A 20028-nucleotide genomic window follows, 5' to 3' on the forward strand; every position below is an offset into this window, starting at 1 on the left:
CTTGCTTATGCTCCGGGTACGCTGTTCCCGGTTAGAGAATCGAGCGTCTCCTTCATTCCTCTGCTTGTAATTTCATACACATGCTGCGCTGTTTGTTCAGCCAGCCCTTCGACCTGATTCAGATCTTGCCCCCACCATGTCTGTTTGCTGAGTACCTGCTCAGTCAATTGCTTCGCTCCGGCGAGAGTTCCGTCATAGGTACTCCACAGTTCGCCAAATGTGCTCAATACTTCCGCTTCGTCTGCCAATGCAATCGACTCGCTATTTCTGTCTCCCCGGTAGAATACGAGTAAGGACGCCAGCGAAAATACGATTTTGGCAGGCAACGCTTTGTGCTGTGCCACATACTGGAGCAAGGATGGCAAGTTCCGTGTCTTGAACTTGGACACCGAATTCAATGCGATGCTCATAAGATAATGACTTACATAGGGATTACGGAACCGTTCAATCACATCGTCGGCATATACATTCAATTCCGCTGCTGGCGAGTCCAGTGTCGGAATAATTTCCTCTCGAATCAACGACTGGATATATTCGCCCATGACATCATGCTCGACCGCTTGCCCTACCGTATCCAGGCCATATAAATAGGCTACAGGTGTAAGCGCCGTATGTGCCCCATTCAAAATGCGCACCTTTCGTGTACGATATGGTGCCATATCATCGACAATCAGTACATTCAATCCGGCCAAATGAGCAGGTAATTCTTCTTTAAGCCACTGTGGCCCTTCAATAACCCATAAATGATACTGTTCGCCCACAACAACCAAATCGTCCTTGTAACCCAATTCCGCTTGGATTTCATGAATCCGGTCTTTGGGATAACCAGGTACAATCCGATCCACCAAACTGTTGCAGAACGTATTTGCTTCCTCTATCCATGCAATAAACTCAGCCCCAAGCTCCCATTGGTTCGCATATTTCAGCACGATTTCCTTGAGAGCGTCTCCATTACGGTCGATGAGTTCGCACGGAATAATGACCAGTCCCTTGCTTTGATCGCCCTCAAAAAATTGAAAGCGCTTGTACAGAAAGGCGGTCAGCTTGCCTGGAAAGCTTTTTTGCGGGCGATCTTCCAATTGATCCTCAGGTGCATAAGCGATTCCTGCTTCCGTCGTGTTCGAAACAATAAAGCGCAGTTCTGGCTTTTGAGATAACGCTTCATACTCCAAAAATTCCGGACCGTAAGGATTAATTCCACGGGTGACACACTCCACAACGGTATGCTCCTTCATGGCCTGCCCATCCTTAATTCCTTCAAGAATAACCGTATAAAGACCATCCTGCACGTTAAGTTTCTCCACAAGACCTCCTGGCTGCGGTTGTACAATCACAACCCCTGTATTCCATTCTGCCAGCTTATTCATTTTGTCAAATTGCCAGTCTACAAAAGCACGCAGGAAGTTCCCTTCCCCGAATTGTAGTACCCTCTCGGGATGCGGTTCTGTAATGATAAAGCTTTTTCTGTTTAATTGGTCTAATTCATCTACTTGTTTCATCCGGAGTAGCCTCCCACTAGTACCATAATGATTTCACCGTTATTTTATCATAATGCACACGTTAACAAAATAGTTTTATCAATATTTTTAGTTTTAAAAAATAATAATGACAATAATATGAACACGTTAACATATACGTTTATATAAAAATCTGCAAGTATATTGTCCTTCATGTGTTGTTTCGCACCTGTTCCAAGGCGGTTAAGGCTAACTATTACCCTCTCCCGAGACCTTGTTCATATATATTTCAGCAGAATAGACGCAAGAAAGCACGGGCAGGATAACACTACTTACTAGGCAGGAGGAGCATCTATGAAGACAATCGCGGATACTATTGTACAAGTTTTGGTCAATGCAGGGGTCAAGCGGATCTATGGCATCGTTGGAGATTCATTAAATAATATGGTTGATTCCATTCGCAGCAATGGTCAAATTGAATGGATTCATGTAAGGCACGAAGAAGTGGCTGCCTTTGCAGCCGGAGCAGATGCTGATCTTAGTGGCAGTATTGCCGTATGTGCCGGTAGTAGCGGCCCCGGAAATCTGCATCTGATTAACGGTTTATATGATTGCCACCGCAATCGGGTGCCTGTACTCGCTATTGCAGCTCATATTCCAAGTGATGAAATCGGAAGTGAATATTTTCAGGCTACGCACCCCGAGCATCTTTTTGGAGAATGCAGTCACTTTTGTGAGGTAATTACGACACCGCGTCAAATTCCAAGAACAGTAACCATGGCTATTCAGGAAGCAGTTTCACGTTCAGGTGTTTCCGTCATTGTTCTTCCCGGTGACGTAGCAGCTTTGGAAGCGGAAAAAGTGCCCACTCCTGAACATGTCTATCACCCCACAGCACCTGTCGTCCATCCGTCCGCTTCTGAAATTTCCCGGCTGGCCGAATATTTGAATAACGGTAAACGAATTACGTTGCTATGCGGCGCTGGCTGTGCTCAATCTCACGACTTGCTTATGCAGCTGTGCAACAAGCTTAAGTCTCCCATGGTATCCGCTCTGCGAGGCAAGGAATATCTGGAATATAACAACCCTTATTATGCTGGATTGACGGGACTGATCGGGTATTCTTCCGGGTACCATGCCTTGATGGATTGTGACGTCCTGCTCATGCTTGGAACAGACTTTCCTTATAGACAATTTTATCCTGAAGATGCGATTGTCCTACAGGTAGATATAGAGCCGTCCCATCTCGGCAGACGCACTCCGTTGACATATGGTTTATGCGGAGATGTAAAAGCAACGTTGGAAATGCTGCTTCCTCATTTAACGTCAGAGCATGATTCCAGGCATTTGGAAAAAAACGTCTCTCATTATGCCAAGGTACGCCAGGAGCTGGACGATCTGGCAGTTGGTAAGCCAGGTCATATGCCGATCCATCCGCAATATCTCGCCAAAGTTATCAGTGATACCGCCGAGGAAAATGCTATTTTCACTTGTGATGTCGGTACTCCCACAGTATGGGCAGCGCGTTATTTACAAATGAACGGTCAGCGCCGACTTCTCGGTTCCTTCAATCATGGTACGATGGCAAATGCACTGCCGCAGGCAATCGGTGCGCAGGCCACTGAGCCTGACCGACAGGTGATTGCCCTCTCAGGCGATGGCGGACTTACGATGCTGATGGGCGACCTGCTCACCCTAAAACAGCATCAACTGCCTGTAAAAGTTATTGTTTTCAACAATGGCGCTCTTGGCTTTGTCGAGTTGGAAATGAAAGCAGCCGGATTTCTGGAAAACGGGACTGAACTGGTTAACCCTGATTTTGGTGCTGTAGCGCAAGCCATGGGACTCAAGGGCATTCGGGTTGAAGACCCTACGATGTTGGAGGATGCCATTCAGCAAGCATTGGCTCATGACGGCCCTGTTGTGGTAGATGTGGTGGTGAACCGTCAGGAGCTGTCCATGCCACCTAAAATTAATCTTAAGCAAGCAGAAGGCTTTACACTGTGGATGATGAAAGCCGTGCTGAACGGACGCGGAGACGAGATTGTTGAACTGGCTAAAACCAATCTCTTTCGTTAAATACATGACGAAGCAGTGCTCATTTTACAAAAAAGAGGCAGGAACAGTGCTTGAGCATTGTTCCTGCCTCTTTTACATAACAAAACTCAGCGTGGTCTGTCTGCCGTCGATTTCCGCTTCATGAGCCTGGTTTCCATAAATATAAGCTCGCCCTCATTGGACGGTGACTGAATTCGTTCCAGAATGCAAGCGGCTCCGCGCTCGCTAATCTGCTCAATCGGTCTTTTGACCGTCGTTAATGGTGGAGTCGTATACATCGAGAAACCAATATCGTCAAAACCAATGACAGAGATATCCTCTGGTACTTTCAAGCCGTTTTCAAATACCGCATTCATCGCACCAATAGCCATATCATCGTTAGAGCAAAACACCGCTGTCGGTGGTTCTTTCAAGGCAAGCAGCTGCTTCATTGCCAGACTTCCGCTTTCAGTATCATAGTGACCCTGCACGATATATTCGTGTCGGATTGGCTTACCACGATCAATTAATGCATTCATGAAACCCTCGCGGCGTTGCTGGGTCGATTTGAAGCCTTCTACCCCCTCGATGATCGCAATGCGTTCATGCCCGCTTTCAATGAGAAAGGAAACAGCTTCATAGGAGCCTTCCTTATCATTAGAAATCACATTTACAATCCCGGCTCCGGACACCTGCCGGTTCAGTACAACTAGCGGGATGCCTTGACCTAGTACATGATAAATAAAAGGGTTGTCCGCTTCGCTTTGGCTCATCAGAATGATGCCATCAAAACGCTTGCGATGAATAGCAGAAAAATCAGCGTAATCGTCAATTCCTCGCACAAACAGATTGTAATCCACCCCGATGACGTTATTAACCCCACGGATGGTATCCGCAAAAAAGCTGGAGCTGGTGCCTTCAGAAATACTGGTGAAAAACAGGCCGATCGTATGCGAGCGCTGGAGAACCAGGCTTTTAGCATTGTAATTTGGAATGTAATTGAGTTGCTCTGCCAACTCCATAATTTTGCGTTTCGTATCTTCTTTAATCAGCGGGCTGTTATTGAGCGCCCGGGAGACGGTTGTATGGGAAACATTAGCCAGTTTGGCAATGTCTTTAATAGTAGCTGCCATATACGTATCCTTTCCTTAGTGAGGCTCTAAAAAAATTATATACCCACCATACCACAGGAGCCGCCCGGAAAAGAAGACTTTCACAGATTATACGCGGTTGTCCGCATGTCGACGCTGTAATTCTTGAACCATTTCTGCATGTCTGCTGTCCGTCAGCTTGTACATTTTACCGATTACCAGCATGGCCAAAGCCAAGGCAACAGCCGGATAAAGACAAAGCAAGGCTTTGATTCCAAGCAACGTTCCAGAGGATTGAACCACATTCGGTACATACCCGACAAGCGCCAGTCCAATACCCGATAGAAAGCCAGACAAGGATTGAGCCAATTTACGTGAAAAGTTAAATAAGGAGTAGGTAATCCCTTCCTTGCGCTCCCCGGATGACCATTCGCCGTAATCAATAATATCGGACACAAATGCCCAGGTAACCCCGTTGGGAATACTAATACCAATGAACGAAATACTCGCCAGAATTGTGAAAATATATACGTTGGAAGGCATCAAAAAATTAATGGAATCGGCTATGACGCTAACCAGCATTCCCAAGATGGCTGTTTTTCGTTTACCAAAGCGCCGCACCAGTTTGGGCAGGAACAATACACCCAGCAGTGACGAACCGATAATAATAAAATTCATATACGCCATTAATTCTACATGCCCCAAATTATATTCGGCAAAATAGATCAACAGTGCGGACTTGATATTGTAAGCGGAAATGGTGAAAATCGTCATTAAAACGAGTACCAGCAAGGGTTTATTATTCGTAAAGGTATGCACAATCACGCCTAAAGATAGCTTCTCTTTTGGCCCGGACTGGCTAATGATACGTTCTTTCGTTCCTCGGTAACATATGATGAAAGCGATCACACCAATGAATGACATAATCCCCATGACCACCGGATAGCCGACATGATGGTTAGGAAACAATAAAATTAGCGGCATGACCACGACACTGGTTACGAATAATGCGCCTAGTGATCCTGCCTGACGGAAAGATGACAACGAAGCACGTTGCTGAGTATCCTGCGTAATGGCAGCACCCAGCGAGCCGTATGGAATATTAACAATAGAGTAGCCGATCCCCCAGATCATATAGGACGCGTAGGCGTAAATGAGTTTGCCTGTGGGTGAAATATTCGGCGAAATAAAGGTAAGAATCGTAAGAATTGCAAGGATAACGCTTCCAACGATAAGAAAAGGTCTAAATTTTCCACGTGTACCGATATGTTTGCGATAATCAACAAAGGACCCGACAATAGGATCACAGACGGCGGCAAACAGCTTGCTGACCAAGAAAATGCCTGCGGCGGCTCCAGCAGAGACCCCTGCTACATCCGTAAAAAATTTCAGCAAATACAGCTGCCCCAAATCAAACATGAATCCGTTTCCAAAGTCACCCATACCATACGAAATCTTTTCTTTCAGGCTAATATGCTCACCTGTCTTGTTGTCAGTTTGGACGCTCTCCTGCACGATAGGCACTCCCATACCTACACACTCCTCTATACTTGTAATTATTTTCACATATTCATTGATATCTACTTTGTTTTTCAATGGCTCTTGCCGGGAGTTTGGTACAAGCTCCTAGCAAGAGCTCCTTTTCTCTGAAGTTAGTGAGTTCTCACTTTAGAGAGTAGCATCACTTACTATGAACAACCGTTGGGAAGTTAAAATATTGCTCGGCGTTATTGTAGCAAATATTTTGTACCATGGCTCCGAGCAGTTCCAGATCCTCAGGGGCCTTGCCTTCCTGAACCCACGTTCCGATTAAATCGCAAAGGATACGGCGGAAATATTCATGACGTGTGTAGGATAGAAAGCTGCGGGAATCCGTCAGCATGCCAATAAAGCGGGACAGCACTCCGTAATTAGCCAGCAGCTTCATCTGCTCCTGCATGCCTTCGATATGGTCGTTAAACCACCATGCGGTACCAAACTGGATTTTCCCTACTGTACCGCCGGATTGGAAACTGCCTGCGAGACTTGCCAATACTGGATAGTCAACCGAATTAAGCGAATACAAAATGGTTCTCGGCAATCCTCCTGCCAGTTCCTGTGCGTCCAGCAATGCTGCCAGTGGACGAGCGAGGGAGCCATCATTTACAGCATCATAGCCTGTATCCGGTCCCAATCGACGGAACATCGCAGTGTTGTTGTTACGCAGCGCATGAATATGGTACTGCATCGCCCAGCCGTGTTCTGCATACTGTTTGCCAAGGAAGACCAGAACGTACGACTTATATTTCGCCTCTTCCAAAGGAGTCACATGGCCTTCCTCCAGCGCCTTGCTAAATATGGCTGCTGCTTCCTCCGGTGTTGTTTCTTCAAAAACTACAGTATCCAGCGCATGATCAGATACCCGGCCTCCGGCAGCATGAAAATGGCGCACCCGGCTTGCCAGCGCATTCAAAAATCCTTCAAACCCGGAAACATCCAATCCGCTGACTTCACCCAATCGAGCCACCCATGGCTGGAAGGTTTCACGATTAATTTCTAAAGCTTTGTCGGGGCGGAAACTTGGCAACACAGCTACTGGGAAATCGGTCAGCTTGCTAATTTGTTTGTGGTATTCGAGATGGTCGGTCGGATCATCCGTGGTGCACACCACAGTTACCTTTGAGTTCACAATCAAATCACGTGCCCCATAGCCCGGTCCTTGCAGCTTTTGGTTTACCTTTTCCCAGATCACAGGTGCGTTCTGTTCATTCAGCAACTCATAGACACCAAAAAAGCGTTGAAGCTCCAAATGCGTCCAATGGTACAGCGGGTTACCGATCAATGTAGGAACAGTTTTGGCCCAAGCCAGAAACTTGTCATAATCTTCTCCATCACCCGTGATCAATCGCTCCTCGATTCCATTGGCCCGCATAAGTCTCCACTTGTAATGGTCACCATACAACCAAGCTTCCGTAATATTCTTGAATTTTTTATTTTCATAAATTTCTTGTGGACTTAAATGACAATGATAGTCAATAATCGGCATATCCTTGGTATACTGATGATACAAGGTTTCAGCCGTTGGATTGCTCAACAAAAAGTTTTCGTCTAAAAACGTTTTGGTCATTACTTTCTCATCCCTTCTATAATCATGTTTCTTAGCTATTTGTTAACGTTAACAAAAATGCCCGAGACACTACTTTCCTTTTAACAATTACATTGTCCATAGCAGCAAGAAATCCATATGATTTGTACAGGGCAATACAGCTATAATATGATACCTGTACATCATGTCATACTGGTTTACTTCACCTTAAATTTAATGTTTACGTTAACAACAATTACATTGTAACCGCTATCCTTTGTAGAGGAAAGTGATTTTTATCATGTGAGCGGATAAAAATGATCTCCCCCCCTTTGGGGAGATCTGTTCTTAACCTTCTCGATAACCGAAACCACAAGAAAATTCCACAAATTTTAATTTCCCCGATAAATCAAACTTTGAAAACGTTTTATATGATTTTCTTCTTTTTTCTGAAAATTTCTTTCTTGAAAATACCAGTTATTGTATTATAATTGCAATATACATCCATTGATTTACATTGAAAGTATTTCATTAATTTATTTCACAGACGAAGAAGAAGAGGTGGTAGCATTGAGTACAAAAGTGCAAGCTGTTGAAACTAAAACTATATCCGATACAAAAGGAGCCGACCTTGTTGTCGATTGCTTGATCAAGCAAGGGGTTACCCATATTTTTGGCATTCCAGGTGCCAAGATCGATTCTGTTTTTGATGTTCTTCAAGATCGGGGGCCCGAATTGATCGTATGTCGTCATGAACAAAATGCCGCCTTTATGGCAGCGGCGGTCGGTCGATTAACCGGTAAACCAGGCGTATGCATTGTTACCTCAGGTCCAGGCGCGTCTAACTTGGCGACAGGACTTGTCACCGCGAATGCAGAAAGTGATCCTGTCGTCGCCATTGCGGGTGCAGTCCCAAGATCCGAACGCTTGAAACGCACACATCAATCTATGGATAATGCCGGACTATTCGAACCCATCACCAAATACAGTGTTGAAGTAGAACACCCCGATAATGTACCCGAAGCAATTGCTAATGCATTTCGGATTGCGACCTCAGCCCAGCCTGGAGCCACATTTGTCAGCCTGCCGCAGGACGTGTTGACTTCGTCATCCGAAGTAACAGCCATTGAGAAGGTTTCCCTTCCCCAACTTGGAACCGCCCCTGCCGCGCTCATCAAACAAGTCGCAGACCAAATCAGAAAAGCTAAGCTGCCCGTACTTCTTCTCGGTATGAAAGCCAGCACGCCTGAAGCCACCGCAGCTATCCGTGCTCTTATTCGAGATACAGATCTGCCTGTTGTCGAAACCTTCCAGGCCGCTGGAGCCATCTCCCGTGAACTGGAAGACCACTATTTTGGAAGAGTGGGGCTGTTCCAAAATCAACCGGGTGATATGCTTCTTGGAGCCGCAGATTTGGTACTGACAATTGGCTATGATCCTATCGAATACGACCCAAAAAACTGGAACATTCCGGCAAACCGAACACTCATTCATCTGGATGACCATCAAGCCGATATTGATCATGATTATCAACCAGACTACGAATTAATCGGGAACATAGGCCTGATTGTGAGTGGCCTCGCAGAAGAGTTACCTACCTTAAAGCTACCTAAATCCTCCTGCGACCAATTGAATCGTCTACGCCATGATCTGAACGAGCAAGCAGCTGTTCCAGCCCACAAGCATGATTTTCTGATTCATCCATTGCAATTTATTCGCACACTTCGCAGCCTGATTGATGATAACGTCACAGTCACCTGTGATGTCGGTTCACACTACATTTGGATGGCACGTTATTTCCGTTCGTATGAACCGCGGCGCCTGCTATTCAGCAACGGAATGCAGACATTGGGCGTAGCACTGCCTTGGGGGATTGCTGCTACACTCGTCAACCCTGGTCAAAAAGTCGTTTCTATTTCTGGAGACGGAGGTTTCCTTTTTTCATCCATGGAGCTGGAAACCGCTGTACGCCTTAACTCTCCGCTTGTGCATATCGTATGGAGAGATGGTACCTATGACATGGTTGCCTTTCAACAGCAGATTAAATACGGCAGAACGTCTGGCGTAAAATTTGGAGATGTCGATGTTGTCAAATATGCAGAAAGTTTTGGGGCTACCGGATTACGCGTGCACTCTCCTGAAGAACTGGAAAGCGTATTGCAGCAGGCACTTCTTACGGATGGTCCTGTGGTCGTTGATATCCCGATTGACTATCAGGATAATGTCCAATTGGGACGCAAGCTGCTGCCAAACCAATTAAACTAGTCTTGACTACGGATCACTCGTGGCGGCTTTGTGACAATTAGGAAGTTTGAGGTTTTTTTAATGATTTTTTTGAGTTATTTATGTTATTTACTGAAATTTTACGTTTATTATTGAAAAAGAACAAAAATAAATGCATACAATTATAATAAGGAAGTGTATTGCCATGACCGTTGCAGAACTGGAAACCAAGCAAGAAACTGATCATGATATTTACCAAACGTCCACCATGCTTGCTTTATTAGATGGTCTTTATGACGGAGTTGTTGCCTTTGAGGAGCTGCAAAAGCACGGGGATTTTGGACTTGGTACCTTTGATCAACTGAATGGCGAGATGATCGCGTTCGATGGTGAATTTTATCACTTGCTTCCAGACGGTACGGCCCATCGCGTAAAACCGGAAGAAACCACTCCGTTTTCCACCGTCACCTTTTTCCGCGAAGATTTCACATATACTGTTGATCATCCCATGCACCGTGAAGAGCTGGAAGCTCTGCTGCTAAAGCTGTTTCCAAGCCGTAATCTGTTCTATGCCTTCCGTATGGATGGCACTTTTCGTGAAGTAAAGACACGTACCGTGCCTCATCAAGTGAAGCCTTACAAACCTTTTATCGAAGCAACCAAGTCACAGCCTACCTTTACTTTTAATGACGCTTCCGGCGTGATCACAGGCTTTTGGACACCTGCTTATGCCCAAGGGATTGGAGTAGCCGGATTTCATCTTCATTTTATTAATGATGAACGCACTGGAGGCGGGCATGTTTTTGATTTTGTTGTCGACAAGTGCACAATTCGCATTTGCCAAAAATCCAATCTACATCTTGTGCTACCCGATACACCGGATTACTTGACCGCCAACCTGTCCAGAGAAAACCTGGAGAAAGAAATCGCTGTTACTGAGGGTGCGCAATAATCGCAGCATAGCTCATACAGATACGGTCCTATAGCTAGACAATAAATAGCAAACGATCACAGTCAGATAAAGAGGCTTCATGCTCTCTGACTGTGATCTTTTTATGTAGGAAACGCATATACACAATGCACTTATGCCCTCGCTCCGGCCTACTTATTCCTCGATCTGGTCCAACTTATCAGCATAATATTAAATTGCACGGGAGTACTCCTGTATGGATATGTCAGCAGTCGTTTCAGCTAACTCCATGAGCAGCTCCTCCATGGCCTTCCCGTATTCTCCCAGTACACGATATGTACTGCTTAATCCCAGGATGGCTCCTCTCCTGGATTCTGCGGATAGTGCCATACCTAGACTTTTTTCATAAAAGGGAACCGCCTCCCTCTCCAAGCCCAATGAGTCATGCGTCCAGGCTGTCTGATACCATAGCTCCGCATCTTTAGGCTCCTGCTCCAGCGCCTCTAATAGAAGCTTACGCGCTTCCTTGGCCTGTCCTGTATGTCTTAGCTGGCTGGCTTTTTCAATCATATGATCCATGCTAATTCCCCACTTTTTATTCTTTACTATTTCCTTAAAATACATGTTACCCGACATATGAATGCGATGTAAATGGAGGTGTGCCAAATATATGAAGCGCACAAAAAGACTCTCCGCTTAGGAGAGTCGCTATAATCCGTTGTTACGACTTATTTAACCTTCAACGATTCTGTACTCAATATTCCCGCTACGCGTTGCGTGTCGAAAATACGGGAAAGCTCCTCCACTGCTGTCAAGTACAGCAGTCCGTTGCCCTCCAGCTTAGGAGAATTGCCGAGTGGAATTGTGCGTTTGATGAGTTGGGCGTATAATTCCGGTTCGGTGAGTTCACGCTCAAAGCTTGCATTTGCCAGCTGCTTAATCAACGCCAATGCACCTGCTACGTGCGGAGTAGCCATCGAAGTTCCGCTAAAGGTCGCATATTTTCCGCCCGGAACGGTGGACAAAATATCTTCTCCTGGCGCAACCAAATCCACCTCATTATTAGAATTACTGAATTCTGAGGCATGTCTGTCAAAGTTGATAGCACCTACGCTGATTACTTCATTATAGCAGCCGGGGTAGCCGAGCTCGTCCGTTCTATCGTCACCGTCTCCTTCATTTCCAGCTGCACAGATGACCAGGATTTGGCTGGCTACAGCCTTTTTTACTGCTTCATGAAGCTCAGGCACATCCTCAGGGCCGCCAAGCGACATCGAGATGATGTCTGCCTTTTGCTCAATCGCATAATAGATACCTTGGATAATCCATTCATATTGACCGGAACCCTGCTTGTTTAGCACTTTGATGATGAGCAGATCCGCCTCCGGGGCGACACCTACGACACCATCCTCATTTTCCGCTGCCGCAATGGTTCCTGCCACATGTGTACCGTGACCGTTGTAATCCTTGAAAATTTCCGGATCACCTTCATCATCATCCGTGAAATTGCGGCCACCAATAATGCGTGCCTTCAGATCCGGATGGTCCGAATCACAGCCCGTGTCCAGCACCGCTACCTTTACTCCTCGGCCTCGAGTCTGGTTCCATACCGCAGGAGCCTGGATCAGCTCCACCCCTCGCGGTATTTCATTCACTTGTTGCTCCTGCTTGATCACTTGGTAAGGAATGATATGCACTTTACGTTCCATCTTATTCCCTCCTTCATGGATTCAATCGGAAACCATCCGTCTTTGAAACTTTGAAAACCTCTACTGTGTTCGAGGTTACTATATTCTAGCAATTTTCGAAAAGTTTGAACATCCCAATTTGCTTATTTTTGCAAAAAAATACAGACATCAACCAATTCAATTGGAAAATGTCTGCTCTAGTATCTCTATGAGCTTTATGCTGATTCCGCTTGTAACTCAGCCTTTGATAACAGCGATTTGTGTTGCCATTTCCGGCCTTTCCAGCGTAAATAGTGAAAAATACCTCGTACCCATTCATCGCATGCATGTGCAATCCACACACCCAGCACACCATATCCCATATGAATGCCTAGCACATATGCTAACGGGATTTTAATCCCCCACATTGAAATGATGGCCATCATTAACGGGAACTGAACATCTCCTGCTGCTCGCAAGGAGTTAATGACCACGTGGTTAAACACACGGCCCGGCTCTAGCAATATACAGAACAACAAAATCGCTGCCCCTAATTGAATGATCGCTGGCTCATCCGTAAAGATTGCCATCACTTCATATCGGAAAAAGGATACAGCCACGATCACAGCAATCGTAATCACTAGTGACCATTTCAGGCTACGTAAAAGTTGATGATATGCTTTTTCCTTGTCTCCAGCTCCAATCAGGCGAGCCACAATAATTTCGGTTCCCTCGCCGACGGCCATTCCAAATACCATAAAAAAATACACAATCGTATTCGTATAGAAATGAGTCGCAATCGCTGTTGTACCCATAAAGCTGACAAATCGGGTCACCATCATTTGACTAAGCTGATAAGAAAGCCATTCCAGCCCGGCAGGAATACCAATTTTGAGGATCGCCACCAGCTTGCTCCATTGAAGCTGTACATAATATTGGATACGAATCGGCGCACTTATACGTTTGTACAGCAGGATAAAAATCCACACACATGCTATGACGCGGCTAATAACCGTTGAAATCGCTGCTCCCGCCACTCCCATTTGTGGCAGACCAAACCAGCCGTATATGAGCAATGCATTCCCCACAACATGCAATATATTCATGCCGATGCCTACGATCATCGTATCTTTGGTAAAACCATGCGAGCGAATGACCGGCCCTGCGGTTAGCATAAGGGCTTCCAGAAACAGCGAACCCCCTGCCAGCATCATATAGATTTCTGCATTTTCCTTGATTGTCGGAGTAATATGGTAGAAGGATAATAAAAAATCCCGGCTTACGATAAACATCAAACTTAGCGCCAGGCCAAATACCAGATTAAAGGTTAGTGCCGATGCGGTAACACGGCTTGCGTCCACATGCTTTTGCGCACCCAATAACTGAGCAATGATCACACCTACTCCAAGACCAAGCAGATTGAAGAGTATAATCGTAAATTCAATCAACTGTCTGGATACACCGACAGCCGATACAACCTCATCTGAAACATGGCTCAGCATGAATGTATCCACGCTACCCATCAAAATATGAAACAGCATTTCTATGAAGATCGGCCAAGTAATTGCGAAAACCGTCATCGTTTTGACGGCCTGCGCTTGCTTGGAGCCACTTTCCTGCGACAATGACATACTTCTGTATTCCTCCGCTCCCGTATGTAAAATCAAAATTTGCTCATCATTTTTTGATAACGCTTACTCATTCATAAAAAGTCATATGTTTTTTAGCATTTTTATAATATTCCAAGCGATCCTGCAATTGTCCTGTGTGGAATTCGAACTTATGTCCATCTGGATCTGTAAAATAGACTGATCTTTTATCCTGTTCATTCCGCTCCCGTCCAGGCAATATGGTGACATTAAGTGTTCTCAGCTTGTTAAGCATACTTTCAAAATCCGCTTCCGCTACCGAAAATGCAATATACGTGTAGGAATGATGAATTTCATTTCTCGGAATATCCTCTTCCACATTGAGAGCCAACCACATTCCTAGACAATCCAGATAAGCCAGCTTACGTCCTTTAACGAGTAGTTTTCCATCTAGTACATTCTGATAGAATTGTATAGACTTCTCCAAATTAGACACTGAAAAGCAAATGTGATTCCATCCTTGTATATTCATGCTTTCTATTCCTTTCAGCGAACCCTGTTCAGCCAGTAGTTCCACGCTTCTGTATATTGGCCTAAATCTCCCGGATGATGGCGAATGCAGGTAGCTATACGAAAGTATAATCCCTGTAACACTTCCCTGTTCAGCTCATATTCCCCTGTCATCTCTGGCCTAAGCGTCTCTACCGCTGGCAAAATGGTATCGACGGTCAGCCTATCCGGTGAAGAACAAAAGGCGTATATCAAATCATACAGAGGCTCTCCCACTACTGGATCAGGATCAATAATACCTGTCAATGTACCATTTTCGGCAAACACAAAATTATGTACTCCGAAATCGCCATGAAGCAAATATTTAAGATTCCGTTGCGGCGATCCGGCCACAAGAGTATGGACGAACCGATGATTCTCTGGGGGTAAAACGTCTTGTATAATCTTTTCGGATTCTTTTGTTCTGTGAAGCAGAAAATCTCTCCAATCCACAAACGGATGATCCGAATAACCATACTCGCGTTCTTCTCCAAGGGATTTGTAGTGTGCAATGACTTCTGTCGCCAGACTGAGCAGCAAATCACCCTTATTTCCTTCACTATATTGCTTAGTGAACCCTGGCTTGAACGCATATACCAAATAACGATGCAGGGAATCTACATAAATCACTCGAGATAGCTTCTCAATCTGTGCATAGGTAAGTAAAAATTCTGCCTCTGCTTTTACAATCGCGGGATCATTTTGCTTAATTACATATCGTGGTCTGGTACCGTCCATAATAACAACCACTTCACTCGAAGTTCCACCAGTCAGCGGTTTGAGATTTTGCATATGGCTTTCAAGCACGCCTGCTTCATAAAGCTCATTCAGGATGAATTGAATGTCCATGTAAAACCTCCCTATGCATCTGATCCATAAATAATGCGGCTGGCGCTTCGGATTGCTGATCTAGCCCACCTGTTCGCCAGCCGTTCTGTCTTAAAAATAGATTTTTTCATGCTCCGCATAGATTTCAAGCGCCCGCTCCATCTTATGGACATAGGTCTCATCCTGACTGGTACATAGAAAAGTGACGTGTCCGTCCTGCGGTTGACCCACTTTTACCGGGGATGCCAGCAAATTACGCTCGGACAGCACCTGTTTCAAGCGTTTGACCGTTCCGTGGCTCCCATCAATGAGCTGAATATGAGAAGGCAGCAGTTCTCTCAAAATTTCCTTATAGAATGGATAATGTGTACATCCCAATACGACCGTACCATAAATATCTAGGTTAAACGAAGACAGCTTATGGTTAAAATAATTGAACAATTCTGCTTGGTCAAAATTCAACTGTTCGCAATATTGTACTAGCTCCGGCAAAGGCAGTGAGTCCACACTTCCATGATCGTCAACTCTGGATACCAGTGCTGCATAACCAGATTGTTTTAAAGTCAACGGTGTCGCCAGCACCAGAACTCTTTTACCATTGGCTCGGTTCATCTCGACCGCTGGCTTCACTGCTGGTTCCATTCCGATAATCGGAAATTTATATTCCTTCCTTAGCTCTGCCACCGCGATACTTGTAGCCGTATTGCAGGCAATCACCAATGCCTTAATATCCTCTTTTAGAATCGTTTGTACCGAAGCCTTGACATAACCAAGCACCTCTTGGGGTGTTTTCGTTCCGTAAGGAACATGAAGCGTATCCGCCATGTAAACAAAATTTTCGTTTGGCAAACGTCTTAGCGCCTCAGACAATACTGTAATTCCACCCAATCCCGAATCAAAAAAACCTATCTTCAAGCTACTCACCTTTTTTCGTTCAACTATGGTGTTATATCTTGCTGGCACCATGTTCATTTCCTTCTTCGCCTATCCAAGCATTCTCTTCATTAGACTTTACATTTAAATTTTACCGCAAAAATGATATTTTGCAAAAGAAACACGCAAATTTTACAGTGTAAAAAATAAAGTAGCTGTTCAAAGTAAATTTAATATAGAAGTGTTGACAGATATTATCTTTATATTGTAATATTACGTGGTAACTTACTAACTAAACTTACTTATTCAACTTACTAAGGGGGAAATAAAATCATGTCTAAAGTATTATTTGTCAAAGCTAATGATCGTACAGCTGAAGAATCCGCAACAGTTAAATTGTATAACGCATTCGTGGAAAGCTACAAGTCTTCTCACCCATCTGATGAAATCACTGAGCTGGACCTGTTCTCCGTCGAACTTCCTTATCTAAACGCTAACATGATCAACGGTACGTTCAAATCCGCAAGAGGCATGGAGCTGAGTGCAGAAGAAGCTCGCCTGGCAAACATCGCTAATGGTTACCTGGATCAATTCTTGGCAGCAGACAAAGTCGTATTTGCTTTCCCACTCTGGAATATGACTATTCCAGCTGTACTGCACACATACATTGACTACCTGAACCAAGCTGGTAAAACATTCAAATACACTGCTGAAGGTCCTGTAGGTCTTGTAACTGACACTAAAGTAGCCCTGTTGAATGCAAGAGGCGGCGTCTATTCCGAAGGGCCTGCTGCTGCTGCTGAAATGTCTTTGAACTTCATGAGTAACATCTTAACCTTCTTCGGCGTAAAAGACATCGTGAAGGTTGTACTGGAAGGACATAACCAAGCTCCTGACCAAGCACAAGAGATCGTTGCTTCTGCCGTACAACGTGCAGTAGACGCAGCAAAATCGTTCTAATTATATATATGAAGAGAAGAGGATGTCCGCACCCTTTATGGGATGGATATCCTCTTTTTTTTGTTACAAAATATAAAAAACACGTACTTCCCTGATCTGTAATCAAGTAAGAAGCACGTGTCTGTATGAGCTTACTTCTGTTTAAGGAATGAACTGCTGCACGATTTTTACAACTTTACCGTCACGAAGCGTAACATGGTATGGAAATTGGCTGAGGTCCAGAACATCCTTTTTGGCAAAATCCTTCTCAAATTGTGCCAAAGGAATGGATTCGTTCCATTGCACGTCTGTATCTTCTATATTCCCTGTGTGATCATAAATCTGCACCTCTACCGAAGCATCTGGTGCAACCTGATACACGTCATTTTGCACGGAATTGTTTACGATGTAGTAGCCATCCGGCGCTCCGTCCAATCCTGTATTTCCTTCATGCTCCACAAATGCTTTGTCTGCTGCTGCGCCTTCGTACCATTCAATCGGATCTGCTGACAAATAAATTTGTCCATCGCGAATGTCCATTTGGTTTATATATACGGTCTCCTGATTTTCAGCATCTGCAACAGGTGTGTAGCCTTGTGCTGTTGCCCCTGCTGTCGTAATCAGCATCATCATCAAAGTCAATACGGTCCATTTCGAAGCTAATTTCATCATGTCTGATCTCTCCTTGCCGTTTGGGTATGTACACGGTGTCTGTAAGCTTCATTACCCTTGTGTACCTATCATAAACTTTGAACGGTTAAAAAGTGTATCAGATACATAAAAAATAAGTTACGATTTTTTAAGACTTGGTCTTAAAACTTGATGACATGTCCTATTTACCTTTGTTATTTTAGTAATCCCACCTGACGTGCCTGTTCCTCGGTGAGAATAAACTCTTCATTTTGCCATACCTCGTCCTCTTTGGTTACAGCAAACATCCCCATAATCTCTGTCCAGATTCCTTTGTCGGCGGCTTCCTTTTGTGTAATGATTATTTTCATTTGAATCCCTCTCTCTTTTTAGAATACGTGCAATGTGTGTAACCCACTGCGCAAATAGATGGTTTCTCCGATCGCTGCTGCAAACCCATCTGTCCGCTTCGTACTCAGCTTATCCTTGTCATCCTCATTTTTCATAAGTTTGTCTCAAAACAACAACCATCTAGTAAACTAGTACCGATGCTCAGCTAAAATGTAAATTTTTATAAAAATACCCAACTTCTATATGGAGTCACAGTGCCTGTCCTAAATTTACAAATGGGATAACTGTTCTGCTTATAACATATGTACCCTTTTCTTACCGAAATTATTCGTATCTTATTTATGATCTTAAAACTTCAGAATAATTTTGTAAGCAATGACCTTTCTTAGAAGTGACTAAGCGCTAAAATAAAAACGGCTGCAGGTTATCCTACGAGCCGTTTCTACTAATAAATTTTTATGCCTAGTTAATTCACCGAAACCATCAACATATGCAAATTCATTTTTTCTGTATAAACAAGTGGTTGCCAAAAGAAATAAAGCAGCGGAGAGGACGGAATTGTCTGAAGAAGCGGAGCGTTCGCCTTTGCCCCCGGATTTCTATCCTTGAACATACAACCAAGAAATCCGGGGGCAACAGCGATCGGAAGAATAATCCGTTCTCGTAGTGAACACAAGCCGCATACCGTCACTTTAGCACTCCGCATGATATAGAAGTTGCCCTATTTTTACACGGAAAAGTAAAAAGGCTGCACGCATACTGGTTTGGACACAGTTACTTGTTGTCCGGTGTAGGTTAAGCGACCGCTTGCTTTGTCCACTTTGAAGGTAACAATATTGTTGGTGTCGCGGTTAGCCACGAGCATATAGTCACCATTAGGTGTCAAAGCAAAATGACGCGGATGCTCGCCTTCGGCAGATACATGCTCAACCAAGCTCAACTTGCCAGTGGCTCCATCTACAGCGTATACCACGATGCTATCATGTCCACGGTTGGAACCGTACAGATAAGCGCCATCCTGTGAAATCGCAATTTCTGCAGTTGTGTTTTCGCCAGTAAAGTCAGACGGCAATGTCGGTACGCTCTCAAGCTCAGTAAGCTTGCCAGCTTCTGCATCATATGCGAAAGAAGTAATGGAAGAATCCACTTCATTAATAACAAAAGCAAATTTACCGTTCGGGTGGAACGTCAAGTGACGTGGGCCTGCACCTGCATGGGTTTTCGTTTCACCGTGCAGCACCAGTTGCCCTTTGCTGTCATCAATGGTATAAATACGGATCAGATCCAGTCCAAGATCTTGTACGAACAGGAAGCGGCCGTCCGGGCTAAAGAAACTGGAATGTGGATGTGGACTATCCTGACGCTCAGGATGCGCTCCTTTGCCCTCGTGCTGTTTTACATCCAGCAATTCACCGATACGCCCGTCCTCAGTCAGAGATACCAGTCCTACCATACCTCCGTGGTAGCTGACTACAATCAGGTAACGATCGGATGGATCACGTTGAATGTGGCATGTTGTGGAGCCTACGTTTTCCGCGCGATTCAGCAAAGTAAATGTGCCTTTAACCGGGTCAATTTCAAAAGCAGAGGCTTCGCCTACCTTCGCTCCTGCAGCGGAAGTCGTCTCGCCAATGGAATACAGCTTCCGATTTTTAACGTCTACATTTAGAAATGTAGGATTTTTCAAACCGGAGAACTCACCCTGTAGTGTCAGGGCTCCTGTCTGTTCATTAAAAGTATACGAATAAACTCCGTTACCTTCCAATTCGGCGTAAGAGCCTGCGAATACGAGCAATTTTTGTTGTGCTGTCATGGTTGTG

Annotated in this window: 18 protein-coding genes; 4 read left to right on the plus strand and 14 right to left on the minus strand. The window is 44.7% G+C overall.

All coding sequences use genetic code 11. The annotated features are described in order from the left end of the window. Nucleotides 1–5: 5 nt before the first annotated feature. A complete protein-coding gene (locus OIU26_RS13985; protein WP_264217182.1) occupies nucleotides 6–1499 on the minus strand; it encodes a tagaturonate reductase in 1494 nt (497 codons plus the stop codon). Nucleotides 1500–1811: 312 nt separating this feature from the next. Between OIU26_RS13985 and poxB the strand changes: the two genes are divergently transcribed. Further along, entirely contained in the window at nucleotides 1812–3536 is a 1725-nt protein-coding gene (poxB, locus tag OIU26_RS13990) for a ubiquinone-dependent pyruvate dehydrogenase (RefSeq protein ID WP_264217184.1), read from the plus strand. A gap of 86 nt (nucleotides 3537–3622) precedes the next feature. On the opposite strand, the gene OIU26_RS13995 is transcribed toward poxB, so the two are convergent. From OIU26_RS13995 to uxaC, 3 genes are all read right to left on the minus strand, one after another. Further along, nucleotides 3623–4627 (minus strand): LacI family DNA-binding transcriptional regulator, encoded by a 1005-nt coding sequence (locus tag OIU26_RS13995; RefSeq protein ID WP_013370863.1) that lies wholly within the window; start codon nucleotides 4625–4627, stop codon nucleotides 3623–3625. Nucleotides 4628–4714: 87 nt separating this feature from the next. After that, nucleotides 4715–6115, minus strand: coding sequence for a glycoside-pentoside-hexuronide (GPH):cation symporter (locus OIU26_RS14000; protein ID WP_013370862.1), 1401 nt, complete (start codon nucleotides 6113–6115; stop codon nucleotides 4715–4717). A gap of 151 nt (nucleotides 6116–6266) precedes the next feature. After that, nucleotides 6267–7691, minus strand: a complete 1425-nt coding sequence (uxaC, locus tag OIU26_RS14005) for a glucuronate isomerase (protein WP_264217185.1) — start codon at nucleotides 7689–7691, stop codon at nucleotides 6267–6269. 519 nt (nucleotides 7692–8210) lie between these two features. Here uxaC and alsS point away from each other — a divergent pair. Next, the gene (gene alsS / locus OIU26_RS14010) at nucleotides 8211–9914 is read left to right on the plus strand and encodes an acetolactate synthase AlsS (RefSeq protein ID WP_172800005.1); all 1704 of its coding nucleotides are present in this window, start codon (nucleotides 8211–8213) and stop codon (nucleotides 9912–9914) included. Nucleotides 9915–10077: 163 nt separating this feature from the next. Next, nucleotides 10078–10824: an acetolactate decarboxylase gene (budA, locus tag OIU26_RS14015; protein ID WP_013370859.1), complete on the plus strand. Its 747-nt coding sequence runs from the start codon at nucleotides 10078–10080 to the stop codon at nucleotides 10822–10824. 189 nt (nucleotides 10825–11013) lie between these two features. Here the strand turns inward: budA and OIU26_RS14020 are convergent, their stop codons facing one another. The 6 genes from OIU26_RS14020 to murI form a co-directional block, all read right to left on the minus strand. Continuing rightward, nucleotides 11014–11361, minus strand: a complete 348-nt coding sequence (locus OIU26_RS14020; protein WP_264217186.1) for a tetratricopeptide repeat protein — start codon at nucleotides 11359–11361, stop codon at nucleotides 11014–11016. A 149-nt stretch (nucleotides 11362–11510) separates the two neighbouring features. Then, a complete protein-coding gene (locus tag OIU26_RS14025; RefSeq protein WP_264217187.1) occupies nucleotides 11511–12491 on the minus strand; it encodes a S8 family peptidase in 981 nt (326 codons plus the stop codon). A 194-nt stretch (nucleotides 12492–12685) separates the two neighbouring features. Next, a complete protein-coding gene (locus tag OIU26_RS14030) occupies nucleotides 12686–14080 on the minus strand; it encodes an MATE family efflux transporter (protein WP_264217188.1) in 1395 nt (464 codons plus the stop codon). A 67-nt stretch (nucleotides 14081–14147) separates the two neighbouring features. Then, nucleotides 14148–14570, minus strand: a complete 423-nt coding sequence (gene fosB, locus OIU26_RS14035; RefSeq protein ID WP_264217189.1) for a metallothiol transferase FosB — start codon at nucleotides 14568–14570, stop codon at nucleotides 14148–14150. A 14-nt stretch (nucleotides 14571–14584) separates the two neighbouring features. After that, nucleotides 14585–15436 carry an aminoglycoside phosphotransferase family protein gene (locus tag OIU26_RS14040; protein WP_264217190.1) on the minus strand — a complete coding sequence of 284 codons (852 nt, stop codon included), beginning with the start codon at nucleotides 15434–15436 and terminating at the stop codon, nucleotides 14585–14587. Nucleotides 15437–15526: 90 nt separating this feature from the next. Next, the gene (murI, locus tag OIU26_RS14045; RefSeq protein WP_264217191.1) at nucleotides 15527–16381 is read right to left on the minus strand and encodes a glutamate racemase; all 855 of its coding nucleotides are present in this window, start codon (nucleotides 16379–16381) and stop codon (nucleotides 15527–15529) included. A gap of 240 nt (nucleotides 16382–16621) precedes the next feature. On the opposite strand from murI, the gene OIU26_RS14050 reads away from it, so the two are divergent. Further along, nucleotides 16622–17248, plus strand: coding sequence for an FMN-dependent NADH-azoreductase (locus OIU26_RS14050; protein ID WP_058710485.1), 627 nt, complete (start codon nucleotides 16622–16624; stop codon nucleotides 17246–17248). A gap of 141 nt (nucleotides 17249–17389) precedes the next feature. Here OIU26_RS14050 and OIU26_RS14055 read toward each other — a convergent pair whose 3' ends face one another. The 4 genes from OIU26_RS14055 to OIU26_RS14070 form a co-directional block, all read right to left on the minus strand. Continuing rightward, nucleotides 17390–17899: a hypothetical protein gene (locus OIU26_RS14055; RefSeq protein ID WP_040101511.1), complete on the minus strand. Its 510-nt coding sequence runs from the start codon at nucleotides 17897–17899 to the stop codon at nucleotides 17390–17392. A gap of 173 nt (nucleotides 17900–18072) precedes the next feature. Next, nucleotides 18073–18228 carry a hypothetical protein gene (locus OIU26_RS14060; RefSeq protein WP_013370850.1) on the minus strand — a complete coding sequence of 52 codons (156 nt, stop codon included), beginning with the start codon at nucleotides 18226–18228 and terminating at the stop codon, nucleotides 18073–18075. 446 nt (nucleotides 18229–18674) lie between these two features. Next, a complete protein-coding gene (locus tag OIU26_RS14065) occupies nucleotides 18675–18914 on the minus strand; it encodes a hypothetical protein (protein WP_264217192.1) in 240 nt (79 codons plus the stop codon). 21 nt (nucleotides 18915–18935) lie between these two features. Beyond that, nucleotides 18936–20021, minus strand: coding sequence for a lactonase family protein (locus OIU26_RS14070; RefSeq protein ID WP_264217193.1), 1086 nt, complete (start codon nucleotides 20019–20021; stop codon nucleotides 18936–18938). Nucleotides 20022–20028: the final 7 nt, after the last annotated feature.

The sequence above is a fragment of the Paenibacillus sp. BT-177 genome (assembly GCF_025846815.2).
GTDB classification, from domain to species: domain Bacteria; phylum Bacillota; class Bacilli; order Paenibacillales; family Paenibacillaceae; genus Paenibacillus; species Paenibacillus polymyxa_C.

Bases quoted from the DNA above. Each gene is read 5' to 3' on its own strand.
- OIU26_RS13985 (WP_264217182.1), bottom strand. From the start codon at position 1,499: ATGAAACAAGTAGATGAATTAGACCAATTAAACAGAAAAAGCTTTATC.
- poxB (WP_264217184.1), top strand. From the start codon at position 1,812: ATGAAGACAATCGCGGATACTATTGTACAAGTTTTGGTCAATGCAGGG.
- OIU26_RS13995 (WP_013370863.1), bottom strand. From the start codon at position 4,627: ATGGCAGCTACTATTAAAGACATTGCCAAACTGGCTAATGTTTCCCAT.
- OIU26_RS14000 (WP_013370862.1), bottom strand. From the start codon at position 6,115: ATGGGAGTGCCTATCGTGCAGGAGAGCGTCCAAACTGACAACAAGACA.
- uxaC (WP_264217185.1), bottom strand. From the start codon at position 7,691: ATGACCAAAACGTTTTTAGACGAAAACTTTTTGTTGAGCAATCCAACG.
- budA (WP_013370859.1), top strand. From the start codon at position 10,078: ATGACCGTTGCAGAACTGGAAACCAAGCAAGAAACTGATCATGATATT.
- OIU26_RS14020 (WP_264217186.1), bottom strand. From the start codon at position 11,361: ATGGATCATATGATTGAAAAAGCCAGCCAGCTAAGACATACAGGACAG.
- OIU26_RS14025 (WP_264217187.1), bottom strand. From the start codon at position 12,491: ATGGAACGTAAAGTGCATATCATTCCTTACCAAGTGATCAAGCAGGAG.
- OIU26_RS14030 (WP_264217188.1), bottom strand. From the start codon at position 14,080: ATGTCATTGTCGCAGGAAAGTGGCTCCAAGCAAGCGCAGGCCGTCAAA.
- fosB (WP_264217189.1), bottom strand. From the start codon at position 14,570: ATGAATATACAAGGATGGAATCACATTTGCTTTTCAGTGTCTAATTTG.
- OIU26_RS14040 (WP_264217190.1), bottom strand. From the start codon at position 15,436: ATGGACATTCAATTCATCCTGAATGAGCTTTATGAAGCAGGCGTGCTT.
- murI (WP_264217191.1), bottom strand. From the start codon at position 16,381: ATGGTGCCAGCAAGATATAACACCATAGTTGAACGAAAAAAGGTGAGT.
- OIU26_RS14050 (WP_058710485.1), top strand. From the start codon at position 16,622: ATGTCTAAAGTATTATTTGTCAAAGCTAATGATCGTACAGCTGAAGAA.
- OIU26_RS14055 (WP_040101511.1), bottom strand. From the start codon at position 17,899: ATGATGAAATTAGCTTCGAAATGGACCGTATTGACTTTGATGATGATG.
- OIU26_RS14060 (WP_013370850.1), bottom strand. From the start codon at position 18,228: ATGAAAATAATCATTACACAAAAGGAAGCCGCCGACAAAGGAATCTGG.
- OIU26_RS14065 (WP_264217192.1), bottom strand. From the start codon at position 18,914: ATGCGGAGTGCTAAAGTGACGGTATGCGGCTTGTGTTCACTACGAGAA.
- OIU26_RS14070 (WP_264217193.1), bottom strand. From the start codon at position 20,021: ATGACAGCACAACAAAAATTGCTCGTATTCGCAGGCTCTTACGCCGAA.